At 60.9% G+C, this 19,923-nt stretch carries 21 protein-coding genes; 9 read left to right on the top strand and 12 right to left on the bottom strand.

The window, feature by feature from the left end; all coding sequences use genetic code 11:
* Nucleotides 1–110: 110 nt before the first annotated feature.
* The 4 genes from NBH21_RS08925 (at nt 111) to NBH21_RS08910 (ending at nt 5,512) form a co-directional block, all read left to right on the top strand.
* A complete protein-coding gene (locus NBH21_RS08925; protein WP_250915834.1) occupies nt 111–2,138 on the top strand; it encodes a putative bifunctional diguanylate cyclase/phosphodiesterase in 2,028 nt (675 codons plus the stop codon).
* A gap of 146 nt (nt 2,139–2,284) precedes the next feature.
* Nucleotides 2,285–3,244, top strand: a complete 960-nt coding sequence (locus tag NBH21_RS08920; protein WP_250915835.1) for a helix-turn-helix domain-containing protein — start codon at nt 2,285–2,287, stop codon at nt 3,242–3,244.
* A 158-nt stretch (nt 3,245–3,402) separates the two neighbouring features.
* Nucleotides 3,403–4,917: an aldehyde dehydrogenase gene (gene adh, locus NBH21_RS08915; RefSeq protein WP_250915836.1), complete on the top strand. Its 1,515-nt coding sequence runs from the start codon at nt 3,403–3,405 to the stop codon at nt 4,915–4,917.
* Between the two features lie 208 nt (nt 4,918–5,125).
* Nucleotides 5,126–5,512: a DUF779 domain-containing protein gene (locus NBH21_RS08910; RefSeq protein WP_250915837.1), complete on the top strand. Its 387-nt coding sequence runs from the start codon at nt 5,126–5,128 to the stop codon at nt 5,510–5,512.
* An 83-nt stretch (nt 5,513–5,595) separates the two neighbouring features.
* Here NBH21_RS08910 and NBH21_RS08905 read toward each other — a convergent pair whose 3' ends face one another.
* The 6 genes from NBH21_RS08905 to lgt form a co-directional block, all read right to left on the bottom strand.
* Nucleotides 5,596–6,528 carry a ribose-phosphate pyrophosphokinase gene (locus tag NBH21_RS08905; protein ID WP_250915838.1) on the bottom strand — a complete coding sequence of 311 codons (933 nt, stop codon included), beginning with the start codon at nt 6,526–6,528 and terminating at the stop codon, nt 5,596–5,598.
* Between the two features lie 117 nt (nt 6,529–6,645).
* Complete coding sequence (locus NBH21_RS08900) at nt 6,646–7,476, bottom strand: hypothetical protein (protein ID WP_250915839.1); 831 nt, start codon at nt 7,474–7,476, stop codon at nt 6,646–6,648.
* Between the two features lie 115 nt (nt 7,477–7,591).
* Nucleotides 7,592–8,743: a M24 family metallopeptidase gene (locus NBH21_RS08895; RefSeq protein ID WP_250915840.1), complete on the bottom strand. Its 1,152-nt coding sequence runs from the start codon at nt 8,741–8,743 to the stop codon at nt 7,592–7,594.
* Between the two features lies 1 nt (nt 8,744).
* Nucleotides 8,745–9,539 (bottom strand): peptidoglycan editing factor PgeF, encoded by a 795-nt coding sequence (gene pgeF, locus NBH21_RS08890; protein WP_250915841.1) that lies wholly within the window; start codon nt 9,537–9,539, stop codon nt 8,745–8,747.
* Between the two features lie 121 nt (nt 9,540–9,660).
* Complete coding sequence (locus NBH21_RS08885; RefSeq protein ID WP_250915842.1) at nt 9,661–10,761, bottom strand: class I SAM-dependent methyltransferase; 1,101 nt, start codon at nt 10,759–10,761, stop codon at nt 9,661–9,663.
* 24 nt (nt 10,762–10,785) lie between these two features.
* Nucleotides 10,786–11,619, bottom strand: coding sequence for a prolipoprotein diacylglyceryl transferase (gene lgt / locus NBH21_RS08880; RefSeq protein WP_250915843.1), 834 nt, complete (start codon nt 11,617–11,619; stop codon nt 10,786–10,788).
* 196 nt (nt 11,620–11,815) lie between these two features.
* Between lgt and NBH21_RS08875 the strand changes: the two genes are divergently transcribed.
* From NBH21_RS08875 to NBH21_RS08860, 4 genes are all read left to right on the top strand, one after another.
* Nucleotides 11,816–12,076, top strand: a complete 261-nt coding sequence (locus NBH21_RS08875) for an accessory factor UbiK family protein (protein ID WP_250915844.1) — start codon at nt 11,816–11,818, stop codon at nt 12,074–12,076.
* Nucleotides 12,077–12,557: 481 nt separating this feature from the next.
* Nucleotides 12,558–13,058, top strand: coding sequence for a type III secretion system chaperone family protein (locus NBH21_RS08870; protein ID WP_099058441.1), 501 nt, complete (start codon nt 12,558–12,560; stop codon nt 13,056–13,058).
* Between the two features lie 32 nt (nt 13,059–13,090).
* Complete coding sequence (gene proC / locus NBH21_RS08865) at nt 13,091–13,894, top strand: pyrroline-5-carboxylate reductase (protein WP_250916409.1); 804 nt, start codon at nt 13,091–13,093, stop codon at nt 13,892–13,894.
* Nucleotides 13,891–14,256: a tRNA-binding protein gene (locus NBH21_RS08860; protein ID WP_250915845.1), complete on the top strand. Its 366-nt coding sequence runs from the start codon at nt 13,891–13,893 to the stop codon at nt 14,254–14,256. The genes proC and NBH21_RS08860 overlap by 4 nt, the downstream gene beginning before the upstream one ends.
* 107 nt (nt 14,257–14,363) lie before the next feature.
* On the opposite strand, the gene NBH21_RS08855 is transcribed toward NBH21_RS08860, so the two are convergent.
* The 4 genes from NBH21_RS08855 to NBH21_RS08840 all read right to left on the bottom strand — a co-directional run bounded on the left by NBH21_RS08855 (nt 14,364) and on the right by NBH21_RS08840 (nt 17,987).
* Nucleotides 14,364–14,951: a DUF1349 domain-containing protein gene (locus NBH21_RS08855; RefSeq protein ID WP_250915846.1), complete on the bottom strand. Its 588-nt coding sequence runs from the start codon at nt 14,949–14,951 to the stop codon at nt 14,364–14,366.
* A 21-nt stretch (nt 14,952–14,972) separates the two neighbouring features.
* Complete coding sequence (locus NBH21_RS08850) at nt 14,973–16,352, bottom strand: ATP-binding protein (protein WP_250915847.1); 1,380 nt, start codon at nt 16,350–16,352, stop codon at nt 14,973–14,975.
* Between the two features lie 416 nt (nt 16,353–16,768).
* Nucleotides 16,769–17,470: a response regulator gene (locus NBH21_RS08845; protein WP_099058436.1), complete on the bottom strand. Its 702-nt coding sequence runs from the start codon at nt 17,468–17,470 to the stop codon at nt 16,769–16,771.
* Nucleotide 17,471: 1 nt separating this feature from the next.
* The gene (locus NBH21_RS08840; RefSeq protein WP_250915848.1) at nt 17,472–17,987 is read right to left on the bottom strand and encodes a MarR family winged helix-turn-helix transcriptional regulator; all 516 of its coding nucleotides are present in this window, start codon (nt 17,985–17,987) and stop codon (nt 17,472–17,474) included.
* 285 nt (nt 17,988–18,272) lie between these two features.
* On the opposite strand from NBH21_RS08840, the gene NBH21_RS08835 reads away from it, so the two are divergent.
* Nucleotides 18,273–18,920, top strand: coding sequence for an MBL fold metallo-hydrolase (locus tag NBH21_RS08835; RefSeq protein ID WP_250915849.1), 648 nt, complete (start codon nt 18,273–18,275; stop codon nt 18,918–18,920).
* A gap of 100 nt (nt 18,921–19,020) precedes the next feature.
* Here NBH21_RS08835 and NBH21_RS08830 read toward each other — a convergent pair whose 3' ends face one another.
* Both NBH21_RS08830 and NBH21_RS08825 read right to left on the bottom strand, forming a co-directional pair.
* A complete protein-coding gene (locus NBH21_RS08830) occupies nt 19,021–19,491 on the bottom strand; it encodes a BA14K family protein (RefSeq protein ID WP_250915850.1) in 471 nt (156 codons plus the stop codon).
* Between the two features lie 151 nt (nt 19,492–19,642).
* Nucleotides 19,643–19,858, bottom strand: a complete 216-nt coding sequence (locus NBH21_RS08825) for a cold-shock protein (protein WP_003494703.1) — start codon at nt 19,856–19,858, stop codon at nt 19,643–19,645.
* Nucleotides 19,859–19,923 lie beyond the last annotated feature (65 nt).

The following is a 19,923-nucleotide window of genomic DNA, read 5'->3' as shown; positions in this document are numbered from 1 at the left end:
GCCTGGCGTTCAGCCAATCAGCAGCCTGCTAACCATTTCCGACAAGCATTTGGAAATTGATGGATGATAATTGAGCCCGATCTTAATAACGGATCCTCGGGCCGAACTTCATGCTCAATGTCATCACCTGCATCGCCGTCGAGCACGACTTTCTGTCGCTCGTGGCGGCGCTGTTTATCTGCATACTCGGTTCGTTTCTGACCGTAAGGCTCTTTGCCAGGGCACGCAACAATCGCGGTGTCGTGCGGCTGAGCTGGCTGGCGCTGAGCGCGATCATCGGCGGATCATCGATCTGGACGACCCATTTCGTTGCGATGATGGGATATCAGGCCGGCGTTGTCAGCGGCTATGAACCGGTCATCACTCTTCTTTCTCTGGCAAGCGCCATCGCCACCACGGGTGCCGGCTTTGCCATCGCTTCGCTCTCGCAGCGCAGCCTGCTGGTGGAGGTGGGCGGTGCGGTCGTCGGGCTTGGCATCGCGCTGATGCACTATCTCGGCATGTCGGCCTATCAGTTGCAGGCGGATCTGGTCTGGGACGCTCGTTATGTCTATGCGTCTCTGGTGCTTGCGGCCGTATTTGGCGCGATGACCACCAATCGCGTGGCAAGGCCGTTCAGCCGCTTCTGCACCTATGGTGGCGGAGCTTTCCTGATCCTGACGATCCTTGCCACGCATTTTACCGGGATGACCGGCCTGACCGTTGTTCCCAATGCTGACGCAGGCATGCCGACGGGTGTGCTTCATGAAGGTATGCTTTCGGTCGTCGTGGTCGCGATCACCCTCGTCATCCTGTCGCTGGGGGCAGCCACCTACGCAATCGACCAGCAGGCGACGCTTGCGACCGTCGAGCGCTACCGGCACCTTTCCCTGCACGACGCCCTGACCGGATTGCCCAACCGCGCCGCCTTCATGGAGCATATCGGCCACATGATCGAACGCCCCGACGCGGGTTCCGCCCGCATTGCCGTGCTGTCGTTCGATCTCGACCGGTTCAAGGAGATCAACGACGTGCATGGGCATGCGGCTGGCGACCATGTGCTGCGAGCCATCTCCGCGCGGATGTCGGCGACGCTCAAGGACGGAGAGTTCCTGGCCCGAATGGGTGGTGACGAGTTCGTCATGGTTTCCGTTCGTCATTTCAATCGCAACGATGCCTCACAGCTTGCCCAGCGGATCATTCGGGAGATCAGCCAGCCGATCGCGTGGAAGGAGCAGGTGTTCGGGATCGGGACCAGCATCGGCATATCCAGCTTCCCCGACAACGGGGAGACGGTTGACGACGTCATGGCCCAGGCGGATGTCGCCATGTATCGCGCAAAAGCGGCCGGTTCCAACAATGTCTGCTTCTACGATACCTCGATGGATCAGGCGGCCCGGGAGCGGAATGCGCTGGCCATGGACATGCGCGTCGGTCTGCAGCGGGGCGAGTTCGAGCTCTTCTATCAGCAGCAAAATGACACCCGCACGGGGGAAATCATCGGCTTCGAGGCGCTTATGCGCTGGAATCATCCTGTTCGCGGACGTATCTCGCCGATCGAATTCATTCCGATCGCGGAGAAGACCGGCTTCATCGTAGAGCTTGGCGAATGGGCGATGCGTGAGGCCTGCCGGGAGGCGGTGCAATGGCGTAAGCCGTTTACTATTGCCGTCAACGTTGCGCCGCAACAGCTTGCAAACAGCAACCTGCCGGCGCGGGTTCTCAAGGTGTTGCACGAGACCGGCCTGTCGCCTGACCGGCTCGAACTCGAAATTACCGAGTCCGGCATTATTGCCGACCAGAAACACGCCCTGAACATCATCCGCCAGCTCAAGGCGCTTGGCGTGAAGATCGCCATGGACGACTACGGCACGGGATATTCTTCGCTCTCGACCCTGCAGCTCTTTCCCTTCGACAAGATCAAGATCGACAAGGCCTTCATCGATCACGTGGCCACCAACCGCCAGTCCGCGGCGATCGTCCGCTCGACCCTCATTCTTGCGGAAAGCCTCGACATTCCCGTGCTTGCTGAAGGGGTGGAGAGCGAGGAGCACCTTCGTTTCCTGAAAGCGGAAGGCTGCAATCAGGTTCAGGGCTATTATTATGGCAAGCCTGAACCAAAGGCGGTGATCGAAGCTCTGGTCAACCTAGCTGCCTGATGACAGGTCTGTGCAATCCATCCTCGTTATGACGCAATATTGCGACAGATCGGGATGTGAAATCTTGCCGTGCCTTGTTTCATGACACGCTGATTGAAAGATTCCTCCTGCGCTGGCACAATATACTAAAGCTTTGGGAGGAGCACATGCGCCGGGAAACGAGTCATTCGGACTTGGTCTATGCGACCGCCTCACAGAATTCGGCGGCTGCAAGTTCGCCTATTGCAGCATCGTGGCGACGCTGCCTGAACCTTCACCAGTTGCAGCCCGAAGAGGGGCGCAAGCCGGTGCAGGTCGATGATATCGTCTTTCGCGAGGCTCGCGAAAAGATGGAGCACCTCATTCATGCCTGTGCCGACGAATTCGACCGTCTCTACCAGACCGTCGGTCGCTCCGGGTGCTGCCTCGTACTGTCCGACAGGAACGGCATCGTACTCGACCGGCGCGGTGCAGCCGGCGACGATGCCGATTTCCACGGCCTCGGCCTCTGGCAGCAGAATGTCTGGAGCGAGGCGAGCGTGGGCACTAACGGTATCGGTACCGCTCTTGCCGACGAACGACATGTCGTCATTCACGGTGATCAGCATTTCCTGAGTTCGAATACCACGTTGAGCTGCGCGACCGCGCCGATCCGCGATCATCTCGGCCGGGTGACGGCAGCTCTCGACATCTCCACATGCCGCCAGGATGTGACGGACATGACGCTCGCGATCCTTTCGCAGGCCGTTCGCGACGTTGCCGCGCGCGTGGAGATGAGCCTTTTCCGGATGGCGTTCCCGTCTGCCCGCATCGTTATGGTGCCAACAGCGGGTGCTGCCGCCTCGGCTCTTCTTGCCGTCGATCACGACGATCTGATTCTCGGTGCGACCAAGGCTGCACGCGTGGCGCTCAGGCTGGACGACCAGTTGATCGCGCAGGGCATTCCTGCGGCGGATGCGTTGAGCGAGGACAGGGGCGAGGCGAATTCCGATCTCGACGATGCCGAACGGGCGGCGCTCAGGCGGGCGCTCTCGCGCACCAACGGCAATGTTTCTCAGGCAGCCCAGGTGCTGGGTATCAGCCGTGCGACCCTTCACAGGAAGATGAAGCGCTTCTCGCTGCAGTGATGCGGCCGATACAGCGGTACGCATGTTAGCGACCGCTGTATCATAAGTGAAACAGTGTGCGCTGCGGTATCGGCTGGCGCCACTTTCGCAAGTCCTCTTTCATCGCGATCATCCTCTCATCGGGTCCAGGAGGGACCTTTGACAAGGGAGGAATACAGATGAACATTCAGGTTCAGACCATTGCGGAAACGCCGTTCAAGCTCAGATACGGCAACTTCATCGGTGGTGAATGGCGCGAGCCGGTGAACGGTCGCTACTTCGACAACACGACGCCTGTGACCGGCGGCAAGCTTTGCGAAGTCGCCCGCTCCGACGAACACGACATCAACCTCGCGCTTGATGCTGCGCATGCCGCCAAGGACAAGTGGGGCCGCACTTCGGTCGCCGAACGCTCCAACATTCTCAACCGCATCGCCGACCGCATGGAAGCCAATCTCGAGCTTCTGGCGCGCGCCGAAACCTGGGACAATGGCAAGCCGCTGCGCGAAACCATGGCGGCCGACATTCCGCTCGCCATAGACCACTTCCGCTACTTCGCCGCATGCGTTCGCTCTCAGGAAGGCTCGATCGGCGAAATCGACCACGACACCGTCGCTTATCACTTCCATGAGCCGCTCGGCGTCGTCGGCCAGATCATTCCGTGGAACTTCCCGATCCTGATGGCCGCCTGGAAGGTCGCTCCGGCGCTTGCCGCAGGCAATTGCGTGGTTCTGAAGCCGGCCGAGCAGACGCCTGCCTCGATCCTCGTTCTGGCAGACCTGATTGCAGACCTTCTGCCGCCGGGCGTTCTCAACATCGTCAACGGTTTCGGTCTCGAAGCCGGCAAGCCGCTCGCGACCAGCCCGCGGATTGCCAAGATCGCGTTTACCGGGGAAACCTCGACCGGTCGCTTGATCATGCAGTATGCCAGCCAGAACCTGATCCCGGTGACGCTGGAACTCGGCGGCAAGTCGCCGAACATCTTCTTTGCCGACGTCATGGCGGAAGACGATGACTTCCTCGACAAGGCTCTGGAAGGCTTTGCCATGTTCGCCCTCAACCAGGGCGAAGTCTGCACGTGCCCGAGCCGTGCGCTGGTGCATGAGAAGATCTACGACCGCTTCATGGAAAAGGCCGTCAAGCGCGTCGAGGCTGTTCGGCAGGGCGACCCGCTGGACATGTCTACGATGATCGGCGCACAGGCTTCCAGCGAACAGCTGCAGAAGATCCTGTCCTACATCGATATCGGCAAGCAGGAAGGCGCGAAGGTGTTGACCGGTGGTTACCGCAACGAGCTTTCCGGCGATCTGGCCGGTGGCTACTACGTCAAGCCGACCGTGTTCGAAGGCAACAACAAGATGCGGATCTTCCAGGAGGAGATCTTCGGACCGGTCGTTTCCGTCACCACCTTCAAGGATGAGGCGGAAGCGCTCGAAATCGCCAACGACACGCTCTACGGCCTCGGTGCCGGGGTGTGGAGCCGTAATGCCAACACCTGCTACCACTTCGGTCGCAACATCCAGGCCGGCCGCGTCTGGACCAATTGCTACCACGCCTATCCGGCCCATGCGGCCTTCGGCGGCTACAAGCAGTCCGGTATCGGCCGCGAGACCCACAAGATGATGCTCGATCACTATCAGCAGACCAAGAACATGCTCGTCAGCTACAGCCCGAAGGCTCTTGGTTTCTTCTGATATCCGCGTCCTACCCGAAGAAGAACGGGCCTCTTCCCACCTTCGTTCTTCTTTCACCCTCTCCCCGCCCGAACCGGGGGGAGGGTTCCTTATTTGAAGCGCGGCGCGGTCGCTAAGACCTACGTCCGTGCTTCGAAAGCGTGTTTTGCCGCGTGTCGTTGCGAGCCGTTCCACCACCTTGCGCGACGTGCCATGGCGGAGAAAACGGATGATCGATCAATCAGACAATTCAGAGCCACGTGTTCTCGCCACCGAGGCGGCGCTTGCCTTTCTCGATGAAATCAGGGCGGACCATCCCGACATTCTTTTCCACCAGTCGGGAGGGTGTTGCGATGGTTCCTCGCCGATGTGCTATCCGGTGAGCGAATATCGTGTCGGCGAAACCGACGTGAAGCTCGGAGAGATCGGCGGCGTGCCGTTCTATATCAGCGGTAGCCAGTTCGAAGTGTGGAAGCACACACAGCTCATCATCGATGTGGTCGACGGGCGAGGCGGTATGTTCTCGCTGGACAATGGCCGCGAGCGGCGTTTCCTGACACGCTCCCGGCTGTTTTCCGGCGGCGAGGCTTGCCCGGTGCCGATGGTGAAGACCTGAGTGCTGGAATATCCCCGATAAGCAGAAAGCCCGCGGTCTCATTCGAGTCGCGGGCTTTCTGTTGAATGCGAATATCGAAACGATCAGTCGAACAGGCTGGAAACCGACTCTTCGGCGGCCGTCCGGTTGATGGCTTCGCCGAGCAGGGTGGCTGTGGTCAGCACGCGGATATTGTGGGCCGACTGGACAGCGGTCGTCGGCTGGATCGAGTCCGTAATGACCAGTTCCCGCAGCTTGGAAGATGCGACGCGGGTTACGGCGCCGCCGGACAGGACGCCGTGGGTGATGTAGGCCGTAACGCTGGTCGCGCCGTGCTTCAGGAGCGCTTCGGCGGCGTTGCAGAGCGTGCCCCCTGAGTCGACGATGTCGTCGATCAGGATACAGTCCTTGCCGGTCACGTCGCCGATGACGTTCATGACTTCGGATTCACCGGGGCGGTCGCGGCGCTTGTCAACGATAGCAAGCAGACAGTCGAGACGCTTTGCCAGCGAACGGGCGCGCACGACGCCGCCGACGTCGGGGGAGACGACCATGACGTTCTTCAGGTCGTAATGTTCCTTGACGTCGCGGGCGAGGATCGGAATGGCATAGAGATTGTCGGTCGGGATATCGAAGAAGCCCTGGATCTGGCCGGCATGAAGGTCGAGGGTCAGAACGCGGTCGGCGCCGGCTTCGGTGATCAGGTTGGCGACGAGTTTTGCGGAAATCGGGGTGCGCGGGCCGGGTTTGCGATCCTGACGGGCGTAACCAAAGTAGGGAAGGACCGCCGTGATGCGCCGTGCCGACGAACGCCGGAAGGCATCGATCATGATCAGCAGTTCCATCAGGTGGTCATTGGCCGGAAAAGCTGTCGACTGGACGACGAAAACGTCCTCGCCACGCACATTTTCCTGAATCTCTACGAAAATTTCCTGGTCTGCAAAGCGTCTTACGCTGGCCTTCCCGAGTGGTACGTTGAGATAATTGCAGATTGCCTCGGCAAGTTGCCGGTTCGAGTTACCTGCGAATACCTTCATTTTGGCCCGCCTATTGCCCTGCTGAGAATGGGCGCTTTTTAGCGCCCTCAAGCTCGAATGCAAGAGGCTTGACGATAATGAGAACCTTTTTCGTGAAAACTATGTGACCGCGTTGCATCAACCACGCTGGCTGTCGCGCCAATTCACGTATTCGCCGATGGTTTTTGTGGCGATCTGCTGCATGAGGGAAGCGGGCACGGCTTCCCACGGATCCTTCGAAGCTGACTTCAGCGTCTCCTGTCCCTGGATGCGGTGAAACCGGCCGCCGCTGGCGTCGAGAACGTCCCATACGTAGACGATGGTCACGTTGCCGCCATCGCCGAAGGCCGAGAAATAACCTTTCAGGATATGCTCGCTGGCTGGGTCGGAGGCGGGCTTGATGGTGAGCCCTCGGGCGCGGGCTTCGGCGCCAAGCTGGCGCGACAGCGGAGTGACGGCCTGGACCGGAGCGCCGATGATTGGCAGGAAACGGATGGTGCCGGCGGCAGCGGCCGGCGGAAGCGCCGCGACATTTGCCGGAGCGGCGGGCATGGGCTGCTGGACGGCCGCAGGCTGCGACTGCATTGGTTGTTGCTGCGGCATGGGCTGCTGTGGCTGCTGCTGGTACGAGGCGGACGGAGCTTCGGGATAGCTACCGGGATCGCCCGCCAGCGGAGCCGATGCGACGGGATTATGGCCGTACTGCAAGGCGGCTGCCTGGGCTTCCAGCGTGTTCTGCGGGCCAGGTGAATAGCTGCTTGCGGAAAGGGAGCTGCTTTCGACGGGATAGGACGCCGTCGAGGAATTGTAGGAGCCGCCGGACTGGCTTGCGAGAGAGAGATTTTTGTCGGTCACCGGCTGGCCGCCGTCGCCCACTTCCATTGGCGGTGTCAGGACTTCCGACGTATTGCACGCCGTCAGCATGGCCGCCGCCATAATGCCTGTCATCGCCTTCCGTGGAAGTTTCATCTTGCGCAACCGTCCTCAAGTCACCTCCGTGCAATTGAGGAGAATACGGATCAAATCCTAGCAAATCCTTATGGCGGCGAGGGCGGGGCTGTGGATGGTCCGGCTTTGCAGGGAGTCAGCGGATTATGAGCTCCAGCGAGTGACGGGAAAGCGGGCGGGGCGCGGTGGCGGTGGTGAGATAGGTGTGTCCCAGCGTCATTGCCGTCTCGCGTTCGCTGTCCATGATGATCATGTGGACGAACAGCGACATGTCAGGAACGATCTGCTGTGTGTTGCCGGTGTGGAACATCTGGTGTTCCATCCACGAGGGGGAGAAGCGGGCGCCGAGCGAATAGCCGCAGGCATTCAGCCGGTGGCGGGCAAGGCCGCGCTCGTCCATGATACGGGCATGGGTGTCGAAGACGTCGCCGAAGGTGTAGCCCGGCCTCAGCACCTGCTCGATCGCCTTGATGGCCTCGTGGCAGGCGGAATAGAGCTCCCGATGGCGCGGGCTCGGTTCGCCGATGATGATCGTGCGCATCATGGCCGCATGATAATGCGCCGCCGTGCCTGCCCATTCCAGTGTCAGCTGGTCGTTTTCGGAAAGAGTTCTGCGGCCTGCCTTGTAGCGGCAGAGCAGGGCGTCGGGGCCCGAACCGATGATGAATTCATTGGCCGGGTAATCTCCGCCGCCGGCAAGGATGGCGCCCTGCATGGCCGCAAGGATTGCGGCTTCGTCGCCGCCGGCCTTGATCAACGGCAGCGCGGCATCAAGCGCGTCATCGGCAAGGGCGGCCGCGCGTTCGACGCAGGCAATTTCCGCCGGGCTCTTCACAAGGCGCAATTCGCTGATGAGATAGGATGCGTCAACAATCTCGCAGAAACTGGTGAGTTGGTGGTCGAGCAGACGGGCGACACGACCGGTCATGCCGTGGGTGTCGTATTCGATGCCGATGCGGGCGCCGAGCAAGTCCATCTCGCTCAGAAGGTTGCGCAGGTCGACGCTCGGATCGGCGTTCATACGATCGACCCAGACCACGATGTTCTCGATGGTCGAGGTATGCTTGGCCTGACGCAAGTCGGCGGAGCGCGTCAGGAGCGTCATGGAGCCGTCCGCCTTGACGACGAGGGTCTGGAAAAAGCAATAGCCGAAGGTGTCATAGCCGGTCAGCCAGTACATGCTTTCCTGGGCGAACAGGAGAACCGCGTCCAGCTTCTGCTTGGCCATGCTGGCCGTCAGGCGCGAAAGGCGATCCGCATACTCGGTCGGTTCGAACTGCAGGGCCATGTCATTTCTCCAGGATGGCGATTGCAGAAATCTGTCTTCCGTAGTCCGGTTCGCCGGCATGGGTGGTGCGGCGATAGGAATAAAAGGCCTGCGGGTCGGCATAGGTGCAGAAATCGAGGCTCTGCGCCTTGATGCCGGCATTGGCGAGGCGACGGACGGTCAGGCCGGGCAGGTCGAACATCGCATGGCCGGCCCGCTCCGAAGGAGAGAAGAAGGCGTCGAAGGTGGGATCCTGAGCGAGAAAGCGCTCGACGAATTCGGGACCAACCTCATAATTGCGGGCGCTGATCGAGGGGCCCAGGCAGGCGCGAATGGTCTCGCGGCGTGCGCCGAGGCTTTCCATGGCGTCGATGGTATTTTCCAGAACGCCGCCCAGCGCGCCCTTCCACCCGGCGTGCGCTGCGCCGATCACGCCGCTTTCCGGGTCCATGAACAGTACCGGCCCGCAATCCGCCGTCAGGACGCCGAGGATGATGCCCGGCGTGGCTGTCACCAGCGCGTCGGCTTCCGGCCGTTCCCCGTTATAGGTCGCATCTACCACCATGACATCGGGCGAATGCACCTGATGAACGGTTGCGAGCTTCTGGGCCGGCTGCGCGAACCACTCGGCGACGCGGCGGCGATTTTCGCGCACCTTTTCCGGATCGTCGCGCGAGCCGAGTCCGACATTGAGGCCGGCGTAAATGCCATCGGAAATGCCGCCCTGCCGGGTAAAGTAACCATGCCGTATACCGCTGCCGGCACCTTCGGCGAGCAGGGGGCTTTCAATTGGCTCTGGTGCGGCATTCATCGGCATGAGGGTCTCCGTCGCGGCGGTCCCGGATTCGGTACGCCTGTTCCCGCATTGAAATAAAAGCGGAATTTCTGTTCTTTCGGCGCGGCGATCCGCGTGATGTTGGCCATCGCCGCAGTCGATGTCAATTGCCGGATTTGAAGGGCAGGACCGAAATTGTGGGGCTGGAAAGGGCGAGCACTTTGAACAGTTCCCCCATCATTCCCTCACCGGAGCCGGCGAGCCGCTGGACGGCTTCAACGATGTCACGCTGGGTCCTGGCGTCCTTGTCGCGGCCCAGCGAGGATGCGCGCTCCTCGATGCCGAGCGCCACCAGGAAGTCGCCCTGATGAAGGCAGCCATTGACGTGCACGCCGGCTGCGAGCGCACAACGGGCCAGATGTTCGAAATCGACATGGCTGGTCAGGTCGGCGAGGCCGGGGCTGGCAAGTGGCGGATCGAACTTATGGTCGCGAACCGCCTGCAGCGTGTCTCCGAAACCGGTGACCATGTGTCCGTAGTCGATGATGAGCGCCGTGCCGTGATTTCTTTTCAGCCGCTCGCAGATGGTCATCGCCACGGCTTCGCGCGCCGGCGAGATCTCGTAGACGGTTCCATCCGCCGGCGATCCATCGCGCGGTGGCAGCATGGTCGGGTCGAGAGTGGCGACGCCGAGCGTGAAGGCAAGGTTGTCGTCGGCATCGAGGCCGACCATGCGCTCGCGGAAACCCGAGGGCGTCTTCACGAACTGGCGGATCGGGATGGCGTCGAAGAGTTCGTTGGCGGCAAGCAGGGTGAAGCCATCAGGCAATTCGTCGAAGCTCTCGTGCCAGTGAACCTTGTCGCCGTGGCTGACGAGCGTCTGGCGCTGCACGTCCTGCAGGCGGGGACTGGTTTCTACGAGGTGAACCGTGGACTGTTCGTAGAGGCGGGGGGCAAGGCGCGAGATGACCCGCAGCATGTCGGCCATCATGGTGCCTCGGCCCGGGCCGACCTCGACGAGGCGGACGTCGGCCGGTTCGCCATGGTGCTGCCAGGCGAGCACCATGAAAACGCCGATCATCTCGCCGAAAAGCTGGCTGATCTCCGGGGCCGTGATGAAATCGCCGGCACGCCCGAAGGGATTGCGCGTGCGGTAGTAGCCATGCTCCGGATCGGCAAGGCAGAGGGCGAAATAGTCCGTGACGCTGATCGGGCCGCCTGCAAGGATCAGCGACTTGATCTTGTCCGCGAGTGCGGTCGTCATTGGTGTTCCTCCTCCATCCACGCTTCAGCGGGCCGCGCGGCGCGCGCGCCACAGAGCCCACAGGCCGACGGCCAGCATCGGCAGCGACAGAACCATTCCCATGGTCAGCCAGCCGCCGGCAAGATAGCCGAGTTGCGGATCAGGTTCACGGAAGAATTCAATGGTGATACGGGCCACGGCATAAAGGCTGACGAAGCAGCCGGTGACCAGTCCGCGCATGCGGAAACCGCCGGCACGGCCGATGATCTGCAAGAGGACGAACATCAGCAGTCCCTCGAGCAGGGCCTCGTAGAGCTGGCTTGGATGGCGAGGGAACGGTCCGCCTGTCGGGAAGGCCATGGCCCACGGCACATTCGATGGCCGTCCCCAGAGTTCGCCGTTCACGAAGTTCGCCACCCGGCCGAAAAAGATGCCGATCGGCGCGACGCTGGCGACGATGTCGAACAGGCTCCAGATCGGGATCGTGTGGCGGCGGGCAAACAGGATCATCGCAAGTGTCGCGCCGGCGAAGCCCCCATGGAAGGACATGCCGCCATTCCACACCTCGATCGCCCGAATGGGATCCGCGATGACGGAAGACAGGTCGTAGAAGAAGATATAGCCGAGCCGGCCGCCGAGAACGATGCCGATCGCCACCCAGACGAGGAAATCGTCGAGATGGGCGACAGTGCAGGGGGGCGTGTTGGCGGGCCAGAGCTTTTCGTTGCGCACCAGGCTGCGGGCGACCGCCCAGCCGAGCATGATGCCGCAGACATAGGCGAGGCCATACCAGTGGATCGCCAGCGGGCCGACGGAAAAGGCAATCGGATCTATGGCCGGAAAGGTCAGGATGGAGAGGAGTTCTGCGGCTGGCGACAAGGTTGCCCCTTCTGGTGATGTGGCCGGAAAATGGCGTTCGATCGTGGCATGGTCAAGATGGAATCTTGGTGCGGTTGTGTCTGCGCCTGTCTGCGTGCACGCGAATCTTCTTGCAACGGCAACGGCAAATGCCTACCTCACTTCTGGCCGGAAAACGATGCCGGCCAAGGGATCAGGCGCTAGAGGAGCCAAAGCCATGTCGACCGGGCCTAACCGCATTATGGACGAATTCGCCAAGCTCATGACGGATGCCGCAGGCGCGGCCCAGGGCGTGCGCAAGGAAGTGGAAACAGCCTTCCACGCTCAGGCGGAGCGCTGGATGAACAGCATGGATCTCGTCAAGCGCGAGGAATTCGAGGTCGTCCGCGAAATGGCGATCAAGGCGCGCGACGAGAACGATGCGCTGCTGAAGCGAGTCGAGGCGCTCGAGGCTCAGCTTGCCGAGAAGGCGAAGTAACAAGACGTAAGGCCACAAGCCGCCGTATTTTCCGGTCCTCCCGGACTTCGGTCGGTTTCACGAGGTTCGACGGCCTGTCGCGAAACAGCGCGGCAGGCCGTTTTGCATTTCAGTTCCTGCTGTTATGCCCCGCGTCAGGGCATGCTCGATTGCGCCGTTAACAGTTTTTTATCCACATGCCGGAAGGTGGAAAAAAGCCAATGGCCAGAGTCGTTTATGACACCTTTCGCACCACTCGCCACAATCGCTTTCCACAGGCCCGGCGACCAAATCGCCCGACGGGGGCTGGTTCTTGGTGGGGGCCATTATACACTGATTTTAAATGATGATTCGAAGCGGACCTTCACAAGTTTCGGACAGGGTGAGTGTAGTATCCTGGGGTCCATAGGGAATCATTCCTAGTGTTGTTCCCGGTAAAGTCGTGTGTGTATTCGCTGCTTTTCGCTCGATATCCGCATTCATTCCGGCAAGAAGGTGATGCATGAGCCTTATGGAAATGGAATTCGAACGCCAGTCCAACCCGGTCGATATGATCGAGTTCGTCGCTGCGACTAATGACTGGTCGTTCGAACGGTCCGGCGAGGACGAGATCGCCATGACTGTTCAGGGCCGTTGGGCCGACTACCATGTTTCCTTTTCCTGGATGGAAGAGTTCGAGGCGCTGCATGTCGCTTCCGCCTTCGACCTCAAGATTCCCGAAAACCGCGTCAACGAGGTGATCCGCCTCCTGTCGCACATCAATGGCCAGGTGCTGATGGGGCATTTCGACCTCTGGCGCCAGGAGGACGTCGTGATCTTCCGTCAGTCGCTGTTGCTCGCCGGTGGCGCCGAGCCGACCAACCGTCAGGTCGAGGTGCTGCTGTCGAGTGCCGTCGAGGCATGCGAAGCCTATTTCCAAGCCTTCCAGTTTGTGGTCTGGTCCGGAGTGGATGCGAAGACGGCCATGGAGGCCGTCCTGTTCGAGACGGCCGGGGAAGCCTGAACCGGGAAGGCGTAAAAGTGAGTTATTCTGCTATGGGACAATTGGTACTCGTCGGTGCCGGCAATATGGGCGGCGCCATGTTGACCGGCTGGTTGAAGAGCGGCGTTCCGGGCTCCTCCGTCACCGTTGTCGATCCGGGTCCCTCGCAGACGATGCTGGCGCAGATCTCCGAAGCCGGCGCAACTTATACCAAGGAAGCGCCTGCCGATCTTAAGGCCGATATCCTTTTCCTTGCGGTCAAGCCGCAGGTGATGGACAAGGTTCTGCCTCCGCTGAAAGCGCTTGTCGGGCCTGATACCGTGGTGGTCTCCGTTGCCGCCGGCAAGACGATCGCCTTCATGGAAAGCCATCTCGGCACTGCAGCCATGGTTCGCGCCATGCCGAATACGCCTGCCATGATTGGCCGTGGAGTTACGGGTGCCTACGCCAATGCTGCCGTTACGGAACAGCAGCGCGAAACAGTCAATCGTCTCCTGAAGGTTTCCGGCCCGGTCGAGTGGCTCGACAGCGAGGATGCCATCAATGCCGTGACCGCGCTTTCGGGCAGCGGCCCGGCCTATGTGTTCTATCTCGTCGAGTGCATGGCTGAGGCTGGCCGCAAGGCTGGCCTGCAGGCGGACCTTGCCATGCGCCTCGCACGGGAAACTGTCGCGGGGGCTGGCGAACTGCTTCACCAGTCCCCCGACGACGCCGCGCGCCTGCGCCAGAATGTTACCTCTCCCGGCGGTACCACTGCAGCCGCTCTCGCCGTGCTGATGGCGGAAGAGGGGATGCAGCCGCTGTTCGACAAGGCAATCGAGGCTGCCCGCAGCCGCGCCGAGGAACTGGCCGGATGAATGCTCCCGTTTCATCCGCCGCTTCGTCCGAGATCACCTATGCCGATTTCGAGAAGGTCGACATCCGCGTTGGTACCATCGTGGAGGCTGAGACTTTTCCCGAGGCTCGCAAGCCGGCATTCAAGCTGAAGATCGATTTCGGGCCGGAGATCGGCATCAAGAAGTCATCCGCTCAGATCACCATTCATTACTCCCCCGAGAGTCTCCTCGGACGTCAGGTGCTCGCCGTGGTCAATTTCCCGCCGCGCCAGATCGGGCCGTTCCGCTCGGAGGTGCTGACCCTTGGTTTTGCCGACAAGGACGGCGCCATCGTGCTGGCGGCTGTCGAACAGGCTGTGCCCAACGGTATGAAGATGATGTGAGGCGCCGGGGCACCGTGTGTCCTTTGGCGGGCGAAGAACGCTCCAAATCCTTGAGATTTCGAATAGGCCCGAAAATCGAATCCGATTTTCGGGCCTATTGCCTGCACTCAGTGGATTTCGCGGCTGAGCGGATCCGTGAGGATAAAGCGGTGGAACGTCACCTCGAAGCCTGCCCTCTGGGGCGAGCAGGCGGTGATCCCGACATCGAGTGACACGAGTTCGGGCGGAAAGTAGCCGAGCCGCGCCATCTTCCAGTCATCCAGTTCAGTGATCCGGTATTGCACGAAGAGTGCATCCGCCAGCCGGGTGACACGAGCCTCGACCGGGCCATCCGTATCCGGTAGTGCGAAGGCCGACCAGTCCGAACGCCCGGCAACCGTTACGACGGTGCTGAAATGGCGATGGCCGTCGGTGTATTCGATCCCGCATTTCATCCAGTTGTTCTCGTCGTGGCGAAGCATCAGACCGGCCTGATCGTAGAGGGTCTGGTAGAAGCCTGTGAAGGCGGTTTCCATGGTGAATTCGCCGTCGCGACGGCGGTGCAGGAAGTGACCGTTGTCGTGCTGGAAGCCGTAATAGGTCCGCTGCCAGAAGTCGGTGTGGTCTCCGGTCGCGATATGCAGCGCCTCCGAGGTGAGCTCCAGCACGGGCGGAGGGTTGAGCCAGTTCATGCCGTCCCAGTTTCCTGCCGTCATGAGATCTGTCCTTTTCTGTGATTATGCCGGAACGCGGATGGTCGCACGCAGGCCGCCGAGAGGGCTGTCGCTGAGTGTCACATTGCCGCCGTGGCTTCGGGCGATGTCGCGGGCGATCGCCAGACCGAGACCGGTGCCGGAGGCGTCGAGGTTTCGGGCTTCATCCAGTCGGAAGAAGGGCTTGAACACCTCGTCGCGCATGTCTCGGGGGATGCCGGGACCGTTGTCGTCAAAGGTGATGGTCAGCCACTTGGCGCTGTGGCGGGCCTCGATCTCCAGCCGGTCGGCATAGCGGCGGGCATTGGAAGCGAGATTGGTGACCAGCCTCGTAAATGCTGCCGGGCGGACTGCGATCTCGTCCTCACCCTCGATCTTGCAGGAGAACTGCTTGCCGTGAAGAGTGAAGTCGCCTTCGATCTTCTCGAAGAGTTCGCTAAGCTTGAGTTCGCCGACGTCTTCCTCCGCTTCTCCGCGAGCAAAGGCCATGTATCCCTCCAGCATGGTCTGCATGTCCTCGACATCCTGGTTGAGGTTGTCGAGTTCGGGGTTGTCGCCGGCCAGTGCGAGCTGAAGCTTGAAGCGGGTGAGGATGGTGCGCAGGTCGTGGCTGACACCGGTCAGCATGGCCGTGCGCTGCTCCATCTGTCGTTCGATGCGCTCACGCATCAGGATGAAGGCGAGGCCGGCGCGTCGCACTTCGTCGGCTCCACGCGGGCTGAATTCTTCCGGTGCGCGCTGGCCCTTGCCAAAGCTCTCGGCGGCCTTGGCGAGTGTCAGGATCGGGCGGATCTGACCCCGCAGGAAGAGGGTGGAGATGACGATCAGCACCAGCGATGTCCCGACCATCCATAGGAGGAAGATGTGGGTGTTCGAGGCATAGGCCGAATTGCGGCGGGCAAAGATGCGCAGCACGCCATCATCGAGCGCGATGCGGATCTCGACGAGGCGGGAATCGCCGATGGTGTCAATCCAGAAGGGACGCTTGATCTGGTTCTCGATCTGGTCGCTCAAGGTCTGGTCGAGGATAGAGAAGAAGGGCTTGGGCCGGGGAGCCGGCAGTTCGCGGCTCTCGTCCAGCGAGATCGTCATGTCGAGGTTGTCGCGCGCGATCCTGACGATGTTCTGGAAATTCTCTGGCCCGGGATAGGCATCGATCAGCGAGATGATGGCGGCGATATCGCGGGTCACTGCGCCGGACAGGCGCTGCGTCACCATCTGCCAGTGGCGCTCCATGAAGACGAATGCGAGAACCGTCTGCAGGATCAGCATGGGCAGGATGATGATCAGCAGCGCACGGGCGTAAAGACCCGTCGGCAGCCTGTGGCGCAGCCAGCGGATAACACTCCTCAGGCCACCGCCCGGTGTGCGATCCTCTCCGCGGATGCTTTCAAAGAGCGTCATTTGTCCTTCGCTTCCGTCGGATCCTCGGGTCAAAACTCAATCAGGATAGGCATTCTGCGCGTCGCACCTTGGGCCTGAGTAGGAGGGACGGTGCAGGAAATGCGGATCATTTTCAAACCTTTACGACGCCCGCAGGCCCAAGATGCGGCGTGGCCGAAGGGTTGATCTGGATGGGCCGCCTGATCGCAAACAATGCTCGGCAAGGCCACCCGGCCTTACCTGCGCTTGTTCGCTTCCATTCAATCCCATCCTGACCAACAGAACGCCTATCCTGATTGAGTTTTGACCCTAAAATGTGTCGCGATCTTTCAGATTCGCTCCTTACGCCTTCGTCCTTGTTCTCTCGCATGTCGTTGCCGCAAAACCGCCGTGGACTTTGGCGCGACATGCTTCAGTTCGGCAACGTCCGTCGCCGGTCAGTCCATGCTCAACCGATAGCCGATGCCGCGCACGGTCTGCAGCCAAACCGGGTTCGCCGGATCGTCCTCGATCTTGCGGCGCAACCGGTTGATCTGCACGTCGATCGTGCGTTCGCCGACCTCGGTGTCGTTGCCGATCAACTCGTGGCGGGGGATGGTTTCTCCGGCCCGCGTGGAGAACAGCAGCATGATTTCCTGCTCGCGATCGGTCAACCTTATGACGTCTGCGCCCTTCTTCAATTCCTTGCGAAGGATCGAGAAGGTGTAGGGGCCGAACATGACCTGCTCAATCTTCGGTGTATCCGCTGAAAGGTTGCGCTTCAGGATGTTGTTGATGCGCAGCACCAGTTCGCGTGGGTCGAAGGGCTTGGCGAGATAGTCGTCGGCGCCGGCTTCAAGACCGGCAATGCGCGATTCAGCCTCGGAGCGCGCTGTCAGCAGGATGACGGGAACATGCTTCTGTTCAGCAAGGCTTCGGGTCAGCGACAGGCCGGATTCTCCGGGCATCATCACGTCGAGGACGAGAAGATCGAAATGCAGTCCTTCGAGCTTGCGCCTGGCCTCGCCGGCATCCGCCGCAACCGTGATACGGAAGCCCTGCTCGCTCAGGTAACGGTGGAGCAGATCGCGGATACGGGTGTCGTCGTCGACGACGAGGAGATGGGGGGCGTCGTCGGGAATGAAGATCTTCCTGGCCATCTCATCCGGCTCCGTCGGTTGCCGCTTCTTGGTCCTTGGCGGACCGGCTCATGCCTTCGAGGAACTTGCAGACGCCTTCCTTCATCTCCGGAGTGAAGCCCTCCAGCGCCCGGGCGATCCGCTGGGATTGCGGCTCCGAGAGCGCAAGCGCCAGTTCGCGGCCGGCAAGCGTCGGATAAAGTCGCCGCTGGCGGCGGTCGGCGGGGCCGGCCATCTGGCGGATATAACCGGAATCAATGAGTTCCTTGAGAACGCGGGCGAGGCTCTGCTTGGTGATCTGCAATATGCCGAGAAGATCGGCGACCGTCATGCCGGGACGGCGGCTGACGAAATAGACAACGCGGTGATGGGCGCGGCCATAGCCGATCTTGGCGAGAATCGCGTCCGGGTCGGAGACGAAATCGCGATAGGCGAAGAACAGAAGCTCAATGGTTTCGAAATCGATCGTCTTATCGTCGACGACCGGCATTTCGGGAAGTTCCTTCTTGGCAGCCCTACCCACAGACTGTCGTGCCACGCGTGTGTTTCCTTTCATGCGGCCCGGCAGCCGGCAGGCTTCTGCTTCGGCGTCGGGCAATTCATTTTTCTTGTCTCGGCGGCGCCTGCTCAAGCCGGGCACCGGTTTTGCGGCAAAACTATGCGCAGACGAGGAAAAACTCCAACGAAATTACAGGGATCGCACAGTTTCCGCAGACACCGGGCGACAGGTTCGGTTTCCTGATGCCGTGCTCGGGTTTCCGTTTGCTCCGCAGGCATGGTATTCCGCCGCCTGCACGACACCGGATATGGAGATCGAGAGACCATGGGACAATTGCAGGCCGGCATCATTCCGGTGACGCCCTTCCAGCAGAACTGCACGATCCTCTTTGATGCGGAGACACGGGAGGGAGTGATCGTCGATCCCGGCGGTGACGTCGACGTCATCCTGCAGACGCTGCGGGAAAACGATATCACGCTCAAGGAGATCTGGCTGACCCACGGCCATATCGATCATGCCGGCGGGGCCGAGGAGTTGAAGGAGACGCTTGGGCTGTCGATCGTCGGGCCGCACAAGGACGATCTGCAACTGCTGCAGAACATCGAGCAGCAGGCGAAGATGTTCAACGTGCAGATGGCGGTGCGCAACGTCACGCCGGATCGCTGGCTGGAAGAGGGGGACCGCGTATCCTTCGGCGAACACGAATTCGAGGTGTTCCACTGCCCGGGCCATGCGCCGGGACATGTGATCTATTTCAACCGGGTGCAGAATTTCGCTCATGTCGGCGATGTGCTCTTCAACGGTTCGATCGGTCGCACCGATCTGCCGGGTGGCGATCACCAGACATTGCTGAACTCGATCCGGGACAAGGTCCTGCCACTTGGAGACGATGTAGGGTTCATCTGCGGCCACGGTCCGGGCGGACGGATCGGTGAGGAGCGCCGCAACAATCCCTTCCTGCGCGGGATCTGACGTCTGAGCATCTGCGCGCGGAGAATGAGTAGCAAGGTGCTCCAGAACGAAAAATGCGCCGGCGACGACCGGCGCATTTGACAATTCGATTTCTTAAAGGTCAGCCCGAAGTGCAGAAGTGCGAGCGACCGTCGTAACCGACATAAGTGCCGGTACGGGAGTTGAAGCTGCGGTAGCGGGTCGCGCAATAATCGTACCATTCCGGCGACCAGGGTTCGACAGCTGCGCCATAGACGCGCTGCGGTGCCGGCGGATAGTCATCGACATAGACCGGAGCAGGGCGGACATAGGCGGGAGCCGGACGGACGTAAGCCGGGGCAGGGCGAACATAGACCGGCTCGGGTTCGACATAGACGGGTTCCGGCTCGACATAGACCTCGCGCGGCTGGCTGGCGATGGCCGAGCCAACAATCACGCCGGTGGCAAGCCCGAGGGCGCCCAGCGCGATTGCATCGCCGTTGTTGTGGTGATGGCGGCGATAGTATTCGTCTGCGTTGGCCGACGTCGAAGCAACAAACGGTGCTACTGCGATCGCTGCCGAAAGCAGGGTGTATTTTGCGAACTTCATCATGGCGTTGCCTTCCGTGGCCTGAATTCACTCATCATTGTTTGCTAACAAATGATGAAGGCAGGATAGAGGCCGGTGGCTGAACCTGACCTGAACGAAAAAACCCGGCAATTATGCCGGGCCGCAACGCGAGTGCCAAAGCAATTCCGAAGCGTCAGCCTGCGATCTGCAGGTTCACGGCCTTCGGACCCTTGCCGCGGCGGTCCGGTTCTGTATCAAAGCTTACCTTCTGGTTTTCGGAGAGGCCCGAAAGTCCGGAAGCCTGAACAGCGGAAATGTGTACGAAAATATCAGCGCCGCCATTGTCGGGCTTGATAAAACCGAAGCCCTTGTCGGTATTGAAGAATTTTACAGTGCCAGTCTCGGCCATGCGTCAGGTCCTTTTCTGTCTGCCCGGTATCGGCGGGGCAGCATTACAATATTACCCCATCAGGG

Source organism: Ciceribacter sichuanensis (genome assembly GCF_024055605.1).
In the GTDB taxonomy this organism is placed as follows: domain Bacteria; phylum Pseudomonadota; class Alphaproteobacteria; order Rhizobiales; family Rhizobiaceae; genus Allorhizobium; species Allorhizobium sichuanense.
This window is presented reverse-complemented; position numbering and strand designations above follow the sequence as displayed.